Raw genomic sequence first — 19360 nt, forward strand, 5'->3', positions numbered from 1 at the left:
ACGGTGCTCTGGCGGATCGCTCATTCCCGCCAGTAGCGCGCCTGGCGGCGACGCCAGCGGGCCACCACGCGCGGCGGCGCGGCGGCGGGGAAGGCCAGTTCGACGGCACCGGCCTCCGCGGTATTCAGCAACGGCACGCCGGCCTCCGCGTAGCGCCGCACGACCTGCGGCCGCGGATGGCCGAAGCGGTTGCGCCAGCCGGCCGAGACGATCGCCAGCGGCGGTCGCAGCGTGGCGATGAACCCCGCGCCGGACGACGTGGCGCTGCCATGGTGCGGCACCAGCAGTACCGGCGGCGGGCCCGGCCCCACCGCCGCGGCCACGCGCGGTTCTACTCTCCGGCTGATGTCGCCGGTCAGCAGCAGGCGGCCTCCCGTGCCCTGCACCAGCACCACGCAGGAGCGGTCGTTGTCGTGCCGGTCGGGCCGTGCCGACGGCGGGTTCAGCACGCGGAAGCGCACGCCGTCCCATGTCCAGGACTGGCCCGCCAGGCAGGGTGCCATCGGCACGGCCATCTTCTCCGGCTCGCCGGCATAGCGGCGAGCCCCTGGAAAGGCGGCCGCCACCGCGGCCGCGCCGCCGGCATGGTCGTTGTCGGCATGGCTGATCATCAGCACATCCACCCGGCCGATGCCCAATGCGTGCAGCGACGGCGTCACCACCGCCTCGCCCAGGTCGAAGCCGGACGGGTAGCGCGCGCCCGCGTCGTAGACCAGCACGTGGTGGCGGGTGCGCACCAGCACCGACAACCCCTGCCCCACGTCCAGCACCCACACGCGGAACGCGCCGTGCGGGGGCGGCGACAGCGACGGCCACAGCAGCGGCAGGAACAGCAGCAGTCCCAGCGCCCGCGCCGGCACGCCGCGCGGCAGGAACAGCCACAGCGCACCCAGCATCGCCAGCAGCAGCGCCCACGGCTGCACCACCGGCAGGAACCAGTGCGCGCCCGGCCAGCCCGCCATGCGCTGCAGCAGCCACCATTGCGCGTGCGCGATGCTGCCAGCCAGGCGCAGCGGCAAGGCCGCCAGCGGCGGGCACAGCATCAGCAGCAACAGGCCCGCCAGCACGCAGGGCACGATCGCGAAGCTGACCACCGGCACCGCCACCAGGTTGGACAGGGCGCCCACCAGCGAGGCCTGGCCGAAGAACCACAGCCCCAGCGGCAGCAGCGACACCGTCATCACCAGCTGGCCCGCGGTCAGCTCGTGCAGGAAGGCGCGCCAGCCGCGCCCGCGAGCGTCCAGGCACAGCATCAGGAAGGCCACGCCCACGAAGGACAGCCAGAAGCCCGCCGACAGCACCGCCAGCGGGTCGAACAGCAGCATCGCGACCATGGCCAGCGCCAGCACGTGCGCGCCGCCAACCCGGCGACGCCGGCAACGCGCCAGCGCCACCACCGCGATCATCAGCAGGGTACGCACGGTGGGCAGGCCGAAGCCGGCCAGCGCACCATAGGCGAACGCGGCGACCAGGGCCGTCGCGGCCTGTGCCGGCGGCCGCGGCCAGCGCAGCGCCAGTCCCGGCCAAAGCATGTACGGAAGCCGCGCCAGCAGCACGCCGAACACCGCGGCCATGCCCACGTGGAAGCCGGAGATCGCGATCAGGTGCGACACGCCGTTGGCGCGCGCCACGTCCCAGTCGTCCTGGTCCAGGCCGCGCGTATCGCCCACGCCGAAGGCGCGCAGCAGGGAGGCGTCGTGCGGGTCCGCCACGCGCGCGGCGATGCCGTCGGCCAGGCGGCCACGCAACCGGTCCACGCAGAGCGCGGCGTCGCCCAGCGACGCGTTGGCGTGGTCCTCGCGCACGTAGCCCACCGCCACGATGCCTCGCTCGAGCGCCGTGCGTTCGCCATCGGCGCCGCCGGGATCGAGCATGCCGCGCGGGCGCTTCAAGCGCAGCGTGAGCCGCCAGCGGGAACACGGCGCCAGCGTCGGCGGGTCGCCGTACCAGGCCAGCCGCAACAATCCGCGCAGGGGAATGTCGCGGCCGTCCAGCGACGCCCGTTCCACGCGCAGTTGAAAAGCGGTGTCATGGACGCGCGCCTGCGGCAGGTCGACCACTTTCCCGACCACCGCGAAATCGCGTCCTTCCAGCGTGCGCGGCAAGCGCGCATCCATCGCCAGGCTGCCCCGCCACGCGCCCCAGGCCACGCCGAGCAGCAACACCGCCAGCCAGCGCATGCGCGGCCAGCGCCAGCCGCAGGCCAGCGCCGCAACTCCCAGGGCGAACATGCTCCAGCGGGGAGGCAACGCCGGCCACCATTGCACCGCCAGCACGCCGGCCAGCAACGCCAGCGCGACACCGACCGCTCCCTGCCGCGTGACCTGCGCCATCCCTGCACCCGCTGCCGACCCGCGCCCAGCCTAGCGTGCCGCGGCCCGCCGGCCTGTAGGCGCAGGCCGCGGGCTCATGTAGCCGCGCGGTCGTCGCGTCTTACCCGTGCGGGCGCAGCGTGCCGTTGTGCAGTTCCAGCGTGCGGTCCATGCGCGCGGCCAGGCGCGGGTCGTGGGTGACCAGGATGAAGCTGGTGCCGATCTCGCGGTTGAGTTCCAGCATCAGTTCGTACACCTGCGCGGCGTTGCCCTCGTCGAGGTTGCCGGTGGGTTCGTCGCCCAGCACGCAGGCCGGGCGCGTCACCAGCGCGCGCGCCACCGCGCAGCGCTGGCGTTCGCCACCGGACAGCTCGGACGGCTTGTGGTGCGTGCGCCGGCCCAGCCCCACCCGCTCCAGCAGCGCGTGGGCGCGTTCCTGCGCCTCGGCGACCGGCGTGCCGCGGATCAGCAGCGGCATGCACACGTTCTCCAGCGCGGTGAACTCGGGCAGCAGGTGGTGGAACTGGTAGATGAAGCCCAGCGAGCGGTTGCGCACGCGGCCGCGCTCGGCGTCGGACAAGCTGGACAGCAGGCGCCCGTCCACCTCCACCTCGCCGCGGGTCAGCGTGTCCAGCCCGCCGAGGATGTGCAGCAGGGTGCTCTTGCCCGAACCGGACGCGCCCACGATGGCCAGCGTCTCGCCGCGCTTCAGCTCGAAGCTGGCGTCGGCGAGCACTTCGGTCTTCAGCCCGTCCTCGTCGTAGGTCTTGGCGATATGGCTGGCGCGCAGCACGATGCCGGCGGGCGTCTTCGTCGTCATGGGCTTACTCATAGCGCAGCGCCTGCGCCGGCTGCGTGCGCGAGGCGCGCCACGCGGGATAGAGGGTGGCCAGCAGCGCGAAGGCGAAGGTGACCAGGGTCACCCACACCACGTCGCCCCACTCCAGCCTGCTGGGCACCTGGCTGATGTAATACACGTCCGGCGACAGGAACTGCACGTGGAACACGTCCTGGATCCAGTCGACGATGGCCGGCAGCTGCCACGAGAGCAGCGAGCCCAGCACCACGCCGAGCACGATGCCGACCAGCCCCACCAGCACGCCCTGCACCATGAAGGTACCCATCACGCTGCGCGGGGTGAGGCCGAGCGTGCGCAGGATGGCGATGTCGGCCTGCTTGTCGGTGACCAGCATCATCAGCATCGAGACCAGGTTGATCACCGCCACCAGCACGATCAGCGACAGGATGATGCCCATCACCTTCTTCTCCATCGAGATGGCGGAGAAGAAGTTGGCGTTGTCCTGCATCCAGGTGCGCACCTGGTAGACGTCGCCCAGCCGGTCGGCGAGCTGGTGCGCCACGATGCCGGCATTCCACAGGTTGTCCAGCTTGAGGCGGATGCCGGTGGGGCCGGCGAGGCTGGACAGCTTCTCGGCAGACTGCATGTCGATCAGCGCCAGGTTGGCGTCGTAGTCGTGCATGCCCAGCGAGTAGATGCCGGTGACATGGAAGCTGCGCATGGTGGGCACCGAGCCGAACGGCGTGGCGCGCAGCTGCGGCACGATGGCGACGACCTTGTCGCCCACCGCCACGCCCAACTGCATCGCCAGCTCGTTGCCCAGCAGGATGTTCCAGCTGCCCGGCGCCAGCGAGTCGTAGCTGCCGGACGTCATGTGCAGGTTGAAGTTGGACACCTGCGGTTCGAGCTTCGTGTCGATGCCGCGCATCATCACGCCGGAGGAACCGCGCCCCTGCAGGAAGGCCTGCACGTCCACGTAGGGTGCCGCGCCGCGCACGTGCGGGTTGGCATGCGCGGTCGCCAGCGCGCGCTGCCAGCCGGACATGCCGGCAGGTTCGACGCTGGCGACGGTGGCGTCCGCCACCGCGCCCAGGATGCGGGAGCGCAGCTGGAAGTCGAAACCGTTCATCACCGACATCACGGTGATCAGCGCCATCACGCTGATCGTGATGCAGACGATGGAGACGCCGGAGATGAAGGAGATGAACTGGTTGCGCCGCTTGGCGCGGACATAGCGCAGGCCGATGAAGAGCTCGAGCGGTCGGAACATGGGCAGTCGCTTGTGGGAGTCGCTGGGCGGGCTGCCCGGAAAGCCATTATCAGGCATTTCGGCACAGACCGCGGCGGCGCGGCAAAGTTGCGCCGGCTCAGGCGTGGGACGGTGCCTACGCGGATTTCGCCAGCGCCAGCCGCATGCGCAGGCGGCGGCGGATGTCGGCGTCGCTGTTGTCCGGACCCAGCAGCAGCGTGGCGGTGCGCCGTTCGCCGTCGCGCAGGCGCAGCAGCACGAAGGCACCCAGCACGCGCGAGGACGACAGGATGGTCGCGACGTCGCCCTCGCCGGCACGGCGCAGCGTCCAGCCGCCGTCGCCGGCCCAGCCCGCCGCCGTCACGCCGGTATCGCCCGGCCGCAGGATGGCGCGAAGCCAGCATGCCAGGGCCGCCACGGCCAGCAGCAGCTTCGCCCACCCGGCCAGGCCGCAGCCGGCGATGGCCAGCAACGCCAACATCAAGGCCGCCGCCAGCAGGCGCGGCAACAACCGCGACGGCCGGTACTCAAAGCCGATGGCGGGCGCGGATGTCATCGATGATCGCCTGCCAGTCCGCGCGTGGTGCGCGCGCATGGCCCATCACCCAGTCCCACAGATCGGGATCCTGCACGTCGAGCAGTTCGTCGAAGGCCTGCTGCTGCGCTTCGCTGGCGTGCGGGAAGACTTCATCCAGCCAGCCACCGAACAGCGCATCGAGTTCGCGGGTGCCGCGGCGGGTGCGCCAGCGCAGGCGCCCGCTCTTATCCATGACAGTTGGCGCGCAGCGCCGCGTTCGCTTCCTCTCCCCTGCGGGGAGAGGATTGAGGTGAGGGGCCAATCTTGCCTCGAGCCATCATCAAGCCTTCCTCGGTCAGCCTTCCCGCGAGCACCCGCCCCTCATCCGCCCTTCGGGCCCCTTCTCCCCGGAGGGGAGAAAGGAAAACGGTGTCGCCGCTTGGCGGCGACGCTTTCCTAGGAGCGCCGCTCCACGATCAGCTTCTTGATCTCCGCGATCGCCTTGGCCGGGTTGAGGCCCTTCGGGCAGGTGCGCGCGCAGTTCATGATGGTGTGGCAGCGGTACAGCTTGAACGGGTCTTCCAGGTCGTCCAGGCGGGCGCCGGTGTCCTCGTCGCGGCTGTCCACGATCCAGCGGTAGGCCTGCAGCAGGATCGCCGGGCCGAGGTACTTGTCGCCGTTCCACCAATAGCTGGGGCAGCTGGTGGAGCAGCACGCGCACAGGATGCACTCGTACAGGCCGTCGAGCTTCTTGCGGTCTTCCGGCGACTGCAGGCGCTCCTTGTCCGGCGCGGCGCTCTGCGTGCGCAGCCACGGCTTGATCGAGGCGAACTGGGCGTAGAAGTGCGTGAGGTCGGGCACCAGGTCCTTCACCACCGGCATGTGCGGCAGCGGGTAGATCTTCACGTCGCCCGAGGCCACCTTGTCGATGGCGCAGATGCAGGCCAGCGTGTTGGTGCCGTCGATGTTCATCGCGCAGGAGCCGCAGATGCCCTCGCGGCAGGAACGGCGCAGCGTGAGCGTGGGGTCGATCTCGTTCTTGATCTTCAGCAGCGCGTCCAGGACCATCGGGCCGCACGCGGCCAGGTCGACCTCGTAGCTGTCGATGCGCGGGTTCTCGCCGTCGTCCGGCGACCAGCGGTAGATGCGGAAGGTGCGCGGCCTCTTCGCGTCCTTCGCCGGCCAGTGCCTGCCCGGCTGGATCTTGGAATTCTTGGGTAGCGAAAACTCTGCCACAGGGGTTCTCCAGTCCGGGGTCAGTAAACGCGCTTCTTCGGCGGCACCACCTCGACCTCGTCGGTCAGGGTGAACATGTGCACCGGGCGGTAGTCGAAGCTGGCCTTGCCGTTCTCGTCCACCTTGACCATGGTGTGCTTCATCCACTCGGCGTCGTTGCGGTCCGGGAAGTCCTCGCGCGCATGGGCGCCACGGCTTTCCGTGCGCTGCTCGGCCGAATGCATGGTGCCCACCGCCTGGTCGAGCAGGTTGGCCAGTTCCAGCGTTTCGATCAGGTCGGAGTTCCACACCATCGAACGGTCGCTGACGCGCACGTGCTTGAACGAGGCGTGCACCGCGTCGATCTTGCCGCAGCCTTCCTTGAGGCTCTCGCCGGTGCGGAACACCGCGGCGTCGGTCTGCATGGTGCGCTGCATGTCGAGGCGGATCTTCGCCGTGGGCAGCTCGCCGTCGGCGTGGCGCAGGCTGTCGAAGCGGGCCAGCGCCTGGTCCAGCGCGCTGGCCGGCAGGTCCTTGTGCGCCATGCCCGGCTTGATGATCTCGGCGCAGCGGTGCGACACCGCGCGGCCGAACACCACCAGGTCGAGCAGCGAGTTGGAGCCCAGGCGGTTGCCGCCGTGCACCGACACGCAGGCCGCCTCGCCGATGGCGAACAGGCCCGGCACCACGGCGTCGACGTCGTCGCCCTTCTTCTGCACCACCTCGCCGTGGTAGTTGGTCGGGATGCCGCCCATGTTGTAGTGCACGGTGGGCAGGATCGGGATCGGCTCCTTGGTCACGTCCACGCCGGCGAAGATGCGCGCCGACTCGGCGATGCCCGGCAGCCGCTCGTGGATCACCTCGGGGCCGAGGTGCATCAGGTTGAGGAAGGCGTGGTCCTTGTGCTCGCCCACGCCACGGCCTTCGCGGATCTCGATGGTGATGGCGCGGCTGACCACATCGCGCGAGGCCAGGTCCTTCGCGCTGGGCGCATAGCGCTCCATGAAGCGTTCGCCCTTGGAATTGGTGAGGTAGCCGCCCTCGCCACGCACGCCCTCGGTGATGAGGCAGCCCGCGCCGTAGATGCCGGTGGGATGGAACTGCACGAACTCCAGGTCCTGCAGCGCCAGGCCCGCGCGCAGCACCATGCCGCCGCCGTCGCCGGTGCAGGTGTGCGCGGAGGTGGCGCTGAAGTAGGCGCGGCCGTAGCCGCCGGTGGCCAGCACCACGGCCTGGCCGCGGAACAGGTGCAGCGTGCCCTCGTTCATGTCGAGCGCCAGCACGCCGCGGCAGACGCCTTCGTCATCGAAGATCAGGTCGATCGCGAAGTACTCGACGAAGAACTCGGCGTCGTGCGCCAGCGCCTGCTGGTACAGCGTGTGCAGGATGGCGTGGCCGGTGCGGTCGGCCGCGGCGCAGGTGCGCTGCGCGGTGCCCTTGCCGTAGTGCGTGGTCATGCCGCCGAACGGACGCTGGTAGATGCGGCCTTCCTCGGTGCGCGAGAACGGCACGCCGTAGTGCTCCAGCTCGTAGATCGAGGGGATGGCCTCGCGGCACATGTACTCGATCGCGTCCTGGTCGCCCAGCCAGTCGCCGCCCTTCACGGTGTCGTAGAAGTGGAAGCGCCAGTCGTCCTCGCCCATGTTGCCGAGCGCGGCGGCGATGCCGCCCTGCGCCGCCACGGTGTGCGAGCGGGTCGGGAACACCTTGGTGATGCACGCGGCCTTGAGGCCCTTCTCGGCCAGGCCGAAGGTGGCGCGCAGGCCCGCGCCGCCGGCGCCGACCACCACCACGTCGAACTTGTGCTGCTGGATCTTGTAGCTTTCCACGGTCTCAAACTCCCAATGCGATGCGCAGCACGGCCAGCACGCCCGCGAGCGCGCCCAGCACCGCGAGGAACTTGATCGCCACCAGCAGGACCACTTCCTTCCAGCGGGTGTGCACGTAGTCTTCGATCACCACCTGCAGGCCCAGCACGGCGTGCCAGAACATGGTGACCACGAACAGGATCAGCAGCAGCGCGTTCCACGGCTTCGTCACCATGGCCTTGGCGGTGGCGAAATCGGCGTGCAGCAGCGACAGCACGGTGGCCACGAACCACAGGCCCAGCAGGACCAGCGCCGCGGCGGTGACGCGCTGGGTCCACCAGTGGCCCACGCCCGACTGGGCCGAACCGAGGCCGCGCGCGCGCTTCAGCGGATTGCGCAGGTCTTTCGCATTCGTGCTCATGCGGCACCTCCGGCGGTCAGCACCCAGGCCCAGACGACAATCACCAGCACGACGCTGACGATCACCGACAGCCAGCTCGAACGCACGAACTGCGGAATGGTGTAACCCGCGCCGGTATCCTGCAGAAGGTGACGGATGCCGTTGCACAGATGGTAGAACAGCGCCCAGCTCCAGCCGACCAGCAGGATGATGCCCACCGGGCTGCCCATGCAGGTCTTGAACTGGTCGAAGGCGGCCGCGCCGGCGGCCAGCGAGAGCAGGCCCCAGACCACGAGCAGCGTGCCCACGGCCAACGCGATGCCGGTGGCGCGGTGCAGGATGGAAGTCACCATCTGCACTTGCCACTTGTAGATCTGGAGATGCGGGGAGAGCGGTCGTCGCGTGTCTGCCATGGCGGCTATCCTGGGGTGGAATCGCTTGGTGTCCTCGCCGCCCTTCCGCTCCATCGCCGGCCGACGCGCGCGCTCCGCGCGCGGGCATCAGAAATCGATGCAGCGCCCGTTCTTTTCCCAATCGCCGTAGCGCGTCGGGTCCGGCGCCGGCCGCTCGACCTTCGGCTCGTCCTCTGCCCTTCGCGCGGGAACGGCAGGGCGTTCCGGCGTGCCGGCAGGCGGGGTGGCTTCGGGTCGGGAGGGCGTGTTGGACATGGTTTGTTTAGCCGCGAAAGCGTAATACTTGCCGCAATGCCGCACAACCGTTGACAGGCAGCCGGAGCAGCGCGCACGCCCTTGCCCGGCGCACTGCGCATCACCATTTCCGCATGTGATGATTATGCACTCCACCGCCGAAACGCTCGCGATCGAAGGCCCCGACGCCCTCGCCTTCGCGCAATCCCAGTTCAGCAACAACGTGGCCACGCTGGCCGATGGGCGCTGGCAGTTCGGCGCCTGGCTCGATGCGCAGGGGCGCGTGCGTTCGCTGTTCCACCTGGCCCGGCTGGATGGCCAGCGGCTGCTGTTGCTGCTGCGTGGCGGCAAGGCCTCGACCTTGGTCGAAGAACTGCGCCGCTACGTCTTCCGCTCGCGCGTCACGCTGTCCGCACATGCCACGCATTCGATAAGCCACGGCGAAGCGTTGCCGATGTTCGTCGTCCAATGCGTGGACGGCACGATCGCGCTCGGCTGCGGCGGACACAGCATGCGCATCATCGATGATGCCGGCAGCGATGACGGCTGGCGCCTGCCGCAAGTGCGCGAAGGTTGGCCCTGGCTGCCCGTCGACGCATCGACCGCCTGGCTGCCTCCCGCCCTTTCGCTGTACCGCCTGCATGCCGCGGCCCTGGACAAGGGCTGTTATCCGGGCCAGGAGATCGTGGCGCGCCTGCACTATCGCGGCGGACACAAGCGGCATCTGCACCGTGTCGCGCTGTCCCGCGTCATGCCCGACGGCACGACGTTGCACGTCGACGGCAACGAAGCCGCGCAACTGCTGCAGACCGCACACGACAACGAAGCCGGCATCGAGGCGCTGGCTGTGCTCGGCGACGACTTCGCCGCCCGCGTCGCGCACGCTTCAGGCATCGATACCGACGAAGGCGCGCAGTTGCGCATCCTCGCCGGTTGGCCCGATTGAACGATCCGTCGAACGGCTCACGCGGCCGACGACACCCTCTGAGGAAAACGTGAAACGACCGTGAATACGACCGGCACGGCACTTGCACCCGGGCGGAACCGCCACTAGTCTCCGCCGGTCATTTGCAAGCGCCCGTTTCGCCGAGGCGCTGAAGTACGCGACGAACCGGAGGGGTCCGGATCGGCGCGACCCGGCCAAAGAACGCCGGATGGAGGACCCGTCGCACGGCGGAAACAGTTGCAGGCAACGGGGCACAGCAGCCCCTGCAGCGCCAGGCAGCACAACCTCGGCCGGCATCGGATCAGCCGGCCGAACGCCACAATCCCGTGGCAAAGCACCCGACCAACAAGTTTCGGTTCGGAGTGATCAATCCAGGTGGAAGGGCCTGCCCGTCCTCCACCGCAACGGCGCGTGCGACAGCAAGAAGTCGCCCGCGTACAGCACGCTGGAGGCAGAATGAAACTTGCAATGCTGTTGTGGTTGGCGTCCGTGCTGCCCCAACATCTCGCCGACCAGACCTGTCTGGCGACGACCGTCTATCTCGAAGCGCGCAGCCAGCCGACCATCGGCCAGCTCGCGGTGGCGGAAGTGGCGCTGCGTCGCCGCGACCAGGGCCAGTGGGGCGACACCGTCTGCAAAGTGGTGACCGCGCCGCACCAGTTCGCCACGGCCACCACGCCGAGGTCCTACGAGATCGCCAACCTGCCCGCGTTCCAGAAGGCGTGGCAGATCGCCGGCGACTCGATCAGCAACTGGGGCCTGCCGGCGAACCAGCGCCGGCTGGTGGTGCCGCACGCGAACCATTTCGCCACGGCCGCGGTGTCGCCATCCTGGGAACGCAACCGCACCGGCATCACCATCGGCGCGCATACGTTCTACGCGGTCAACTGATTCATCCGGCCACCCCGCACATAAAAGAAAAGGCCCTCGCAAGAGGGCCTTTTCTTTTTCTACAAATGGACGTCTGGACGTCCATGGATATCAACGCTTGTATACGTGGTCGCCGCGCACTTCGACGTAATCGCCACGACGCACGCCCGGGTCCTCACGCTGCGTGACGGTGGCGTACTGGCCGTTGTCCAGCCGCACCGAGACCTGCCAGGCGACATCGGTACCGCTGCCGGAACGCTGGCCCACCTGGTTGCCCACCACGCCGCCGGCCACCGCACCGGCCACGGTGGCGGCCTTGCGGCCGTCGCCCTTGCCCACGGTATTGCCCAGCAGGCCGCCGGCCACCGCGCCGAGCACCGCACCCAGCGTGCCGTTGCCGTTGCGCTGCACGTAGACCTGCTGCACGTCCTGCACCACGCCGCAGCTCTGGCAACGACCGCCCTGGCCGTAGCCTTGCTGATAGCCGTAACCGTCCTGGCGCGTTCCATAGGGCTGCTGTGTCGCGCAGCCGGCCAGGGCGATGCCGGCGGTCATCGCCACGATCACGAGCGGTTTGCGGGTGCGGATGTTCATGCGCGTTCTCCCTGGGAGGTGGGTCATCGTTTGCCTGGGCCGCCGCGGACGCCCGCTCAGCGGGCGTCGGAAACGGCGATCACGCCCTGCTGCACCTGCACTCGATCACCCGGGTCGTGATCCATGCGTGTGGTGCGGGTCACGCCGTTGTATTCGTACTTCACGTCGTAGCCGACGATCTTGGTGGAGCTGTCGTTGACGGTCTCGCAGCGGCGTTCCACGCTCGACACCACCTGGCCCTGCTGGTGCGCAGCCTCGATGCGGTTGCCCGCGTAGCCGCCACCCACCGCGCCGGCCACCGTGGCCAGGGTCTTGCCCTTGCCGCCGCCGACCATGTGGCCGAGCAGGCCGCCGGCCACCGCGCCGATCGCCGTGCCGGCGATGCGATGCTGGTCCTTCGGCGGCTCGGTATGGTTGACCACCACGTCCTTGCAGACCTGGCGCGGGTTGTTCGTGGTCGAGCGCACCGGCGTCACGCTGACGACCTTGGCGTATTGCGGACCGCTGTTCGCCGGCGCCGCGGCCGTGCTTGCCGCACCGGCCGCCCCGGCTTCCGCGCTCGCATCGCGATTGCAGGCGGCCAAGCTCACCGCGAACGTGGCCGCGATCCCCATGTAAAGCGCATTGACTAGCAACCTGTTCATCGCTGATCTCCTGTGTGGTAAGGATGGCCACGCCCTGGAAACCCTCCATGCGTCGTGCCCACCTGGATGCATTGATAACCCCGCCAAACTGAATCCGGCCTAGACTGGACCGCATCGGTACGATGATCGTCACGCCCGGTTCACGTCGACCTCGAGGCCCGCCCAGATTAGCGCCAAGCCGTCGCACCGCGGAAGAAATCCACTTCACGAAAATTCCACATGCCGCCGATCGCCGACAGCCACCTGCACCTGGACGATGCACGCTTCGATGGCGACCGCGACGAGGTGGTCGCGCGCGCGCGCCGCGCCGGCGTGGCGGCGTTCGTGGCCCCGGGCATCGATGCCGCGGGCTGGCCGCGCCTGCGCGCGCTCTGCCACGCCACGCCCGGCGCCTACCCGGCCTACGGCCTGCACCCGCTGTTCGTGGCGCGGCATCGTCCCGGGCACCTCGACGAACTGCGCCGCCTGCTGGCCGACGCCCGACCGGTCGCGCTGGGCGAGATCGGGCTGGACTTCCACAGGGAGGACGCGCAGGCCGACACGCAGCGGCACTACTTCCATCGCCAGTTGGAGCTGGCGCGCGAGTTCGACCTGCCGGTGATCGTGCACGCCCGGGACGCGCTGGAGGAGGTGATCCACACCGTGCGCCGCATCGGCGGCCTGCGCGGCGTGGTGCACAGCTTCTCCGGCAGCGAGCAGCAGGCACGGCAGCTGTGGGAACTGGGCTTCATGCTCGGCATCGGCGGCCCGGTCACCTACGAGCGCGCGCAGCGGCTGCGCCGGATCGTGGCAGCGATGCCGGTCGAGCACCTGCTGCTGGAGAGCGACGCGCCGGACCAGCCCGGCGCCGACCATCGCGGCCAGCGCAACGAACCGGCCTGGGTCGCCGACACCCTGCGCTGCGTCGCCGGCTTGCGCGGCGAAACGGAAGCCGCGCTCGCCGCCGCCACCATGGCCAACCTGCGGCGGCTGTTCGGCATCGACATCGCCCGCCTGGCCCCCCGCTGACTGCGCGGCACTTGCATCCGCGCACGGCACATTGCTAGCCTTTCATTTCATCGATGAAATATGCCTTGATGAAATGAATCGCCTGAACGACTGCATCGCGATGATGGAAGCCGGCATCGAGCGGATGAGCCAGGCACTGCCGCGCCTGCCCACCGCCGACGCCAAGCTGTGCCGCCTGACGATGATGGTCGGCACCAGCATGCAGCGCGGGCTGGAGGAGAAGCTCGCCCCGCACGGGCTGGGCCACAGCGAGTTCCTCACCCTGGTGATCCTCTACACGCACCCGGATGGCAGCCTCTCGCCCGGCGAGCTGTGCGATTTCGCCAGCCAGGGCGCCACCAACATGACACGCATCGGCAATGCCCTGGTGAAGCGCGGGCTGATCGTGCGCGGCGCCAGCGAGACGGACCGCCGCCGCGTGCTGATCCGCATCACGCCGGCTGGACGGCGCTTCGTGCAGAAGATCCTGCCGCCGATGTTCCCGCACGTCGACGCGATGTTCGCGGGCTTCAGCGATACCGACAAGCGCCACCTGTCCCGCCTGCTGCGCAAGCTGGCGAACAACCTCGACCAACTGGATGCGGATACCGCGCCATGAACCTGCCCACGCCGCGGCGCGCTCCGCCCGCACGCACGCTCGCCCTTTCCGCCGCGCTGGCGGTCGCCCTCGCCGGCTGCGCGTTCGCGCCGGCGAAGGTGCAGCACCCCGCCCTGCGCGACGACGTCCCGCTGGCCGGCCTGGACGCGCCCACCCGCGCCGGCTGGCCGGCCAGCGACTGGTGGCGCGCCTATGGCGATCCGCAGCTCGACGAACTGGTGGCGCTGGCGCTGAAGCAGTCGCCCAGCCTGGCCCAGGCGCACGCCCGCGTGCAGACCGCCGAGCAGTCGGTGCGGGTGGCGGCGGCGCAGGCCGGGCTCAGCATCAACGGCAGCGCGCAGGTCAGCCGGCAGCGCATGAGCGAGCACGGCCTGATGCCGCCCAAGCTGCTCGGCTTCACCTGGTACAACCAGGCCGACCTCGGCGTGCAGTTCCAGTACGAGTTCGACTGGTGGGGCAAGAAGCGCGCCGCGATCGAGGCCGCGCTGGACCAGGCGCACGCCGCCGAGGCGCAGCGCAGCGCCGCCGCGCTGACCATCGAAAACGCCGTCGCCGATACCTATTTCGGCTGGCTGGCCGACCAGGCCCGGCTCGCCCTGGCGCGCAAGGCCGTGGACACCCAGCAGCAACTGCTGCATATCGCCGGGCTGCGCGTGGCGCAGGGCGTGGACCTGCCCGACACCGAGCAGCAGGCGAAGTCGAACCTGGCCGCGGCGCAGCAGATGCGGGTGGCGATCGACAGCTCGGCAAAGATCCGCAAGGTGGCGCTGGCCGCCCTGCTCGGCATCGCCCCGGCCGAGCTGCCTCCACTGGCGCCGCGTCCGCTGCCGGACGTCAGCAGCGGACTGCCGCAGGATGCGCGGCTCGACCTGATCGCCCGCCGTCCGGACATCGCCGCCAGCCGCTGGCAGGTGGAGGCCGCGCTGAAGCAGACCGACCAGGCGCGCGCGCAGTTCTTCCCCGACATCAGCATCGGCGCGATGGCCGGCCTGTCCAGCACCAACCAGGCCGCGCCCGCGCTGTTCGGCGGCGGCGGCAGCGGCGACCTCGGCAACGTGTTCAGTGCCGGCAGCCGCGTGTTCAACCTCACCCCGGCCATCCACCTGCCGATCTTCGAGGGCGGCCGGCTGAAGGCGGCCTACGGCGTCAGCCGCGCCCAGCTCGACGCGGCGGTGGCGCAATACGACGCCGCGGTGTCCGACGCCGCGCGCGACGTCGCCACCCAGGCGCTGGGCGCCGAGCAGGTCGCCGCGCGCCGCCAGCGCCAGGCGCAGCAGGTGGATGCCGGCCGGCGCCTGCTCGCCAGCGCGCAGGCGCGCGCGCGCCAGGGCGTGCGCGACGCCCGCGAGAGCCTGGCTGCCACCGCGCAGCTGCTGCAACAGGAAGACACCGCGGTCAGCCTGCACGCGCAGGCGCTCTCCACCGACCTGGCGCTGGTCAAGGCGTTGGGCGGCGGCTACCGCAGCACCGCACCCGATGCCGGCGACAGGACCGCCGCCGCTTCCACCTCCCCGACCTCCGGAGCCCCCACCCCATGAGCGCGAACGAATCCGCCGCCGCCCACGGCGACAACGACAGCGGCATGGCCGCGAAGAACCCGGCCAAGCGCCGCCGCGCGCTGCTGATCGTCGCCGGCGTCTTCGTGCTGGTCGCCGTGGTGTGGTTCCTGCTGTGGTTGTTCGTGTTCTCCACCCGCGAGAAGACCGACAACGCCTATGTGGGCGGCAACCAGGTGGCGATCTCCGCCCAGGTGCCCGGCACCGTGGTGGCGATCCTCGCCGACAACACCGAGCACGTGAAGGCCGGCCAGGTGCTGGTGAGGCTGGACCCCACCGACGCCGACGTGCGCCTGCGCCAGGCCCGCAGCGCGCTGGCCCAGGCCGTGCGCCAGGTGCGCGGGCAGACCGACAACGCCGACAGCGCCGACGCCGCGGTGGCCGCGCGCAAGGTACAGCTGCAGCAGGCGCAGGCCGACCTGAAGCGCCACCTGCCGCTGCTCGCCGCGCACGCCGAATCGCCCGAGGTCGTGCAGCACCTGCGCGACGGCGTGGCGCAGGCGCAGGCCGCGCTGGACACCGCCGAGGCGCAGGCGCGCGCCGCGCATGCCGCCATCGCCGGCACCGACGTCGCCGACAACCCGGCCGTGCAGCAGGCGCGCGCCAACTTCCGCGCCGCCTGGGTGGCCGCCCAGCGCAACACCATCGTGGCGCCGGTGTCCGGCTACGTGGCCCAGCGCAGCGTGCAGCTGGGCAACAGCGTGGCGCCCGGCCAGCAGCTGATGACCGTGGTGCCGCTGCACGACCTGTGGGTGGACGCCAACTTCAAGGAGAACCAGCTGCGCCACATCCGCATCGGCCAGCCGGTGAAGATCACCACTGACCTGTACGGCGGCGGCGTGGACTTCCACGGCAAGGTGGTCGGCCTGGGCGCCGGCACCGGCAGCGTGTTCTCGCTGCTGCCGGCGCAGAACGCCACCGGCAACTGGATCAAGGTGGTCCAGCGCGTGCCGGTGCGCATCTCGCTGGACGACAAGGAGCTGGACAAGCACCCGCTGCGCGTGGGCCTGTCCGCCGATGCCACCGTGGACATCCGCGACGACCGCGGCCCGGTGCTGTCCACCGCCGAGGCGCTGCCGGCCGCCAGCACTGACGTGTACGACCAGGTCGCCAGCCAGGCCGACGCCGAGGCCGACAAGGTGATCCGCGCCAACCTCGCCCCGACCGCGCGCTGACCCCGCGCCACCGGACCGCCCGCCATGGCCGCCACACCCGAGAACGCCGCACCGCCCAAGCCGTTGCACGGCATGCCGCTGGTGCTGCTCACCATCGCCGTCGCGTTCAGCACTTTTATGGAAGTGCTGGACATGACCATCGTCAACGTGGCGGTGCCGCACATCTCCGGCAGCCTGGGCGTCAGTCCGAACGAGGGCACCTGGACGATCAGCTCCTACGCGCTGGCCAGCGCGATCATGCAGCCGCTGACCGGCTGGGTGGCGCGCCGCTTCGGCGAGGTGCGCACCTTCGTCGTCTCGGTGCTGCTGTTCGTGGTGTTCTCGATGCTGTGCGGCCTGGCCATCAGCATGCCGATGCTGGTGGTGTGCCGGCTGATGCAGGGCGCCGGCTCCGGCCCGATGGTGGCGCTGTCGCTGACCCTGCTGCTGACCAGCTACCCGAAGGAACGCCAGGGCATCGCGCTGGCGCTGTGGGCGATGACCGTGGTGGTGGCGCCGATCTTCGGCCCGATCCTGGGCGGCTGGCTCACCGACAACTTCTCCTGGCCCTGGATCTTCTACATCAACCTGCCGGTGGGCCTGGCCGCGGCGGTGATCACCTGGTCGATCCTGCACAAGCGCGAGACGAAGATCGTGAAGGCGCCGATCGACGTGATCGGGCTGGCCCTGCTGGTGGTGGGCGTGGGCTGCCTGCAGTTCATGCTGGACAACGGCAACGACCACGACTGGTTCGCCTCGCCGCTGATCCTCACGCTGGGCATCGTCGCCCTGGTCTGCCTGACTTTCCTGATCGTGTGGGAAATCCACGCCAAACATCCGGTGGTGGACCTGTCGCTGTTCAAGCAGCGCAACTTCACCGTGGGCGTGCTGGCGCTGACCCTGGGCATGTTCGCCTTCTTCGGCATCAACGTGGTGTTCCCGCTGTGGCTGCAGGTGGACCTGGGCTACACCGCCACCTGGGCCGGCCTGGCCACCGCGCCGGTGGGCGTGCTGGCCTTCATCATGTCGCCGATCCTGGGCAAGAACATGCACCGGCTGGAACTGCGCGCGGTGGTGACCTTCGCCTTCGTGATCTTCGCCATCACCTCGTACTGGTTCGCCAGCTTCGACAGCAACGCCTCGTTCGGCACCCTGGTGCTGCCGCGCTTCGTGATGGGCCTGGCGATCCCCTGCTTCTTCATCCCGCTGAACCAGATCTACCTGTCCGGCCTGCCCGCCTCGGAGATCGCCAGCGCCTCGGGCCTGTCCAACTTCTGCCGCACCATGGGCTCGAGCATGTCCACCGCGATCACGGTGACACTGTGGCAGCACCGCAGCGAGCTGCACCACGCCAACCTCACCGAGTCCGTCAATGCGGCCAACCCCGCGGCGACGCAGTTCCTGGGGCAGCTGTCGCACGGCGGGCTGTCGCACACGCAGGGGCTGGGCCTGGTCGACCAGTTGGTGAACCGCGAGGCGCTGACCCTGGCGGTGAACGACGTGTTCTGGGGCTGCGCGGTGCTGTTCGTGCTGCTGATCCCGGTGCTGTGGTTCGCCCGGCCGCCGTTCGGCAGCGACGGTGCCGTAGGCCACTGAGCCGGCGGGAAATGCTGCACCCGGCGGTGCAGCATGGCGACTGGTGCGGCGCAATAAGTTCTGCTAGTTTGCCCGCATGGCACAAACGACCCGCATCATCAAGAAGTACCCGAACCGCCGGCTCTACGATACGGAAATCTCCAGCTACATCACGCTGGAAGAAGTCCGCCAGCTGGTGCTGGACGGCGAGACCTTCGAAGTGCGCGACGCCAAGACCGGCGAGGACCTGACCCGCGCCGTGCTGCTGCAGATCATCTCCGAGCACGAGGAGAAGGGGCAGCCGATGCTGTCGCCGCAATTGCTGCGCCAGATCATCCGCTTCTACGGCGATTCCCTGCAGGGATTCATGGGCCCGTACCTGGAACGCAGCCTGCAGGTCTTCCTGGACCAGCAGCAGCAGTTCCGCACCCAGCTCAACAGCCTGATGGGGCAGACCCCCTGGTCGATGCTCAACGAGCTGACCGAGCGCAACATGGACGCCTGGAAGTCGATGCAGCGCGGCTTCCTCGACGCCGCCAGCCAGGTCCAGTCCGCCACCGGCGGACCGCACGGCCGCGGCGGCAAGAAATCCGGCTGAGCGTCTCTCCTTATCCCCGGCGCGCTGCGACACAGCACGTGTTGCTGCGCGCCATGAGCGACACGGACACGCCATGGCTTCCAGCACTCCTGACTCCCGCCTCGCCGTGGTCACCGGCGGACTCGGCGGGCTCGGCACCGGGATCTGCCGCCAGCTCGCCGCCGCCGGACGACGCGTGGTGGCGCTCGACCTCGCCGCCCGCCAGGAACGCCTCGCAGCCTTCCGCCGCGAACTGGCCGACCTCGGCGACGCGGTAAGCTTCGAGCCCGCCGACGTCGCCGACTTCGACGCCTGTGGCGCCGCGCTGGCACGCATCGAGGCCGCGCACGGCGGCATCGGCATCCTGGTGAACGCCGCCGGCATCACCCGCGACGCCAGCCTGCGCAAGATGACGCCGCGGCAATGGCAGGAGCTGCTGCGGGTGAACCTGGACGGCGTCTTCAACACCTGCCGCCACGTGGTCGAGGGTATGACCGCACGCGGCTTCGGCCGCATCGTCAACATCAGTTCGGTGAACGGCCAGACCGGCCAGTTCGGCCAGACCAACTACGCCGCCGCCAAGGCCGGCGTGCACGGCTTCACCATGGCGCTGGCGCGCGAGACCGCACGCAAGGGCGTCACCGTCAACACCGTCTCGCCCGGCTATTGCGACACGCCGATGGTGGCCGCGGTGCCGGAGGAGATCCGCGCGCAGATCGTGGCTGGCATCCCGGTCGGCCGGCTGGGCACGCCCGCCGACATCGCCCGTGCGGTGGTGTTCCTGGCCGCCGACGACGCCGGCTACATCACCGGCGCCAACCTGCCGGTGAACGGCGGCTACTTCATGAGTTTCTGAGCATTCAAATCCCGCGCGTCCCATGGCACGCCGGA

21 protein-coding genes are annotated in these 19360 nt (G+C 69.8%); 9 read left to right on the forward strand and 12 right to left on the reverse strand.

Features of this window, described 5'->3' with window-relative positions:
* Window positions 1-20: 20 nt before the first annotated feature.
* The 10 genes from QMK61_RS01105 to QMK61_RS01150 form a co-directional block, all read right to left on the reverse strand.
* Window positions 21-2333, reverse strand: coding sequence for a DNA internalization-related competence protein ComEC/Rec2 (locus QMK61_RS01105; protein WP_302069855.1), 2313 nt, complete (start codon window positions 2331-2333; stop codon window positions 21-23).
* A gap of 100 nt (window positions 2334-2433) precedes the next feature.
* Window positions 2434-3132, reverse strand: coding sequence for a lipoprotein-releasing ABC transporter ATP-binding protein LolD (gene lolD / locus QMK61_RS01110; protein WP_302069857.1), 699 nt, complete (start codon window positions 3130-3132; stop codon window positions 2434-2436).
* Between the two features lie 4 nt (window positions 3133-3136).
* On the reverse strand, window positions 3137-4381 hold the full coding sequence (locus QMK61_RS01115; protein ID WP_302069858.1) for a lipoprotein-releasing ABC transporter permease subunit: 1245 nt from the start codon (window positions 4379-4381) through the stop codon (window positions 3137-3139).
* A gap of 115 nt (window positions 4382-4496) precedes the next feature.
* Window positions 4497-4916 (reverse strand): protein YgfX, encoded by a 420-nt coding sequence (locus tag QMK61_RS01120; protein ID WP_302069859.1) that lies wholly within the window; start codon window positions 4914-4916, stop codon window positions 4497-4499.
* Window positions 4888-5130 (reverse strand): succinate dehydrogenase assembly factor 2, encoded by a 243-nt coding sequence (locus QMK61_RS01125; protein WP_302069860.1) that lies wholly within the window; start codon window positions 5128-5130, stop codon window positions 4888-4890. The genes QMK61_RS01120 and QMK61_RS01125 overlap by 29 nt, the downstream gene beginning before the upstream one ends.
* Window positions 5131-5333: 203 nt before the next feature.
* Entirely contained in the window at window positions 5334-6113 is a 780-nt protein-coding gene (locus QMK61_RS01130; protein ID WP_302069861.1) for a succinate dehydrogenase iron-sulfur subunit, read from the reverse strand.
* 20 nt (window positions 6114-6133) lie between these two features.
* Complete coding sequence (gene sdhA, locus QMK61_RS01135) at window positions 6134-7921, reverse strand: succinate dehydrogenase flavoprotein subunit (protein ID WP_302069862.1); 1788 nt, start codon at window positions 7919-7921, stop codon at window positions 6134-6136.
* Between the two features lie 4 nt (window positions 7922-7925).
* A complete protein-coding gene (gene sdhD, locus QMK61_RS01140) occupies window positions 7926-8321 on the reverse strand; it encodes a succinate dehydrogenase, hydrophobic membrane anchor protein (RefSeq protein WP_302069863.1) in 396 nt (131 codons plus the stop codon).
* Window positions 8318-8713 carry a succinate dehydrogenase, cytochrome b556 subunit gene (gene sdhC / locus QMK61_RS01145; RefSeq protein ID WP_302069864.1) on the reverse strand — a complete coding sequence of 132 codons (396 nt, stop codon included), beginning with the start codon at window positions 8711-8713 and terminating at the stop codon, window positions 8318-8320. Before sdhC ends, sdhD begins: the two co-directional genes overlap by 4 nt.
* An 87-nt stretch (window positions 8714-8800) precedes the next feature.
* Complete coding sequence (locus tag QMK61_RS01150; protein WP_302069865.1) at window positions 8801-8968, reverse strand: DUF1674 domain-containing protein; 168 nt, start codon at window positions 8966-8968, stop codon at window positions 8801-8803.
* A gap of 124 nt (window positions 8969-9092) precedes the next feature.
* Between QMK61_RS01150 and QMK61_RS01155 the strand changes: the two genes are divergently transcribed.
* Together QMK61_RS01155 and QMK61_RS01160 are read left to right on the forward strand one after the other, a co-directional pair.
* Window positions 9093-9893, forward strand: a complete 801-nt coding sequence (locus QMK61_RS01155) for a folate-binding protein (protein ID WP_302069866.1) — start codon at window positions 9093-9095, stop codon at window positions 9891-9893.
* A gap of 456 nt (window positions 9894-10349) precedes the next feature.
* Complete coding sequence (locus tag QMK61_RS01160) at window positions 10350-10784, forward strand: cell wall hydrolase (RefSeq protein WP_302069867.1); 435 nt, start codon at window positions 10350-10352, stop codon at window positions 10782-10784.
* Window positions 10785-10874: 90 nt separating this feature from the next.
* On the opposite strand, the gene QMK61_RS01165 is transcribed toward QMK61_RS01160, so the two are convergent.
* Both QMK61_RS01165 and QMK61_RS01170 read right to left on the reverse strand, forming a co-directional pair.
* Window positions 10875-11357 (reverse strand): glycine zipper 2TM domain-containing protein, encoded by a 483-nt coding sequence (locus QMK61_RS01165; RefSeq protein WP_302069868.1) that lies wholly within the window; start codon window positions 11355-11357, stop codon window positions 10875-10877.
* 56 nt (window positions 11358-11413) lie between these two features.
* Window positions 11414-12001 carry a glycine zipper 2TM domain-containing protein gene (locus QMK61_RS01170; RefSeq protein WP_302069869.1) on the reverse strand — a complete coding sequence of 196 codons (588 nt, stop codon included), beginning with the start codon at window positions 11999-12001 and terminating at the stop codon, window positions 11414-11416.
* A 219-nt stretch (window positions 12002-12220) separates the two neighbouring features.
* Here QMK61_RS01170 and QMK61_RS01175 point away from each other — a divergent pair, with 219 nt between their 5' ends.
* The 7 genes from QMK61_RS01175 (at window position 12221) to phbB (ending at window position 19325) form a co-directional block, all read left to right on the forward strand.
* Window positions 12221-13009: a TatD family hydrolase gene (locus tag QMK61_RS01175; RefSeq protein ID WP_302069871.1), complete on the forward strand. Its 789-nt coding sequence runs from the start codon at window positions 12221-12223 to the stop codon at window positions 13007-13009.
* Between the two features lie 73 nt (window positions 13010-13082).
* On the forward strand, window positions 13083-13607 hold the full coding sequence (locus QMK61_RS01180) for a MarR family transcriptional regulator (RefSeq protein WP_302069872.1): 525 nt from the start codon (window positions 13083-13085) through the stop codon (window positions 13605-13607).
* Window positions 13604-15145, forward strand: a complete 1542-nt coding sequence (locus QMK61_RS01185) for an efflux transporter outer membrane subunit (protein WP_302069873.1) — start codon at window positions 13604-13606, stop codon at window positions 15143-15145. Before QMK61_RS01180 ends, QMK61_RS01185 begins: the two co-directional genes overlap by 4 nt.
* Complete coding sequence (locus QMK61_RS01190; RefSeq protein WP_302069874.1) at window positions 15142-16338, forward strand: efflux RND transporter periplasmic adaptor subunit; 1197 nt, start codon at window positions 15142-15144, stop codon at window positions 16336-16338. The genes QMK61_RS01185 and QMK61_RS01190 overlap by 4 nt, the downstream gene beginning before the upstream one ends.
* 24 nt (window positions 16339-16362) lie before the next feature.
* Complete coding sequence (locus tag QMK61_RS01195; protein ID WP_302069875.1) at window positions 16363-17913, forward strand: DHA2 family efflux MFS transporter permease subunit; 1551 nt, start codon at window positions 16363-16365, stop codon at window positions 17911-17913.
* Between the two features lie 76 nt (window positions 17914-17989).
* Complete coding sequence (phaR, locus tag QMK61_RS01200; RefSeq protein WP_302069876.1) at window positions 17990-18490, forward strand: polyhydroxyalkanoate synthesis repressor PhaR; 501 nt, start codon at window positions 17990-17992, stop codon at window positions 18488-18490.
* A gap of 73 nt (window positions 18491-18563) precedes the next feature.
* Window positions 18564-19325 (forward strand): acetoacetyl-CoA reductase, encoded by a 762-nt coding sequence (gene phbB, locus QMK61_RS01205; protein WP_302069877.1) that lies wholly within the window; start codon window positions 18564-18566, stop codon window positions 19323-19325.
* Window positions 19326-19360: the final 35 nt, after the last annotated feature.

Source organism: Fulvimonas sp. R45, assembly GCF_030504985.1.
Classification (GTDB): Bacteria; Pseudomonadota; Gammaproteobacteria; order Xanthomonadales; family Rhodanobacteraceae; genus Rhodanobacter_A.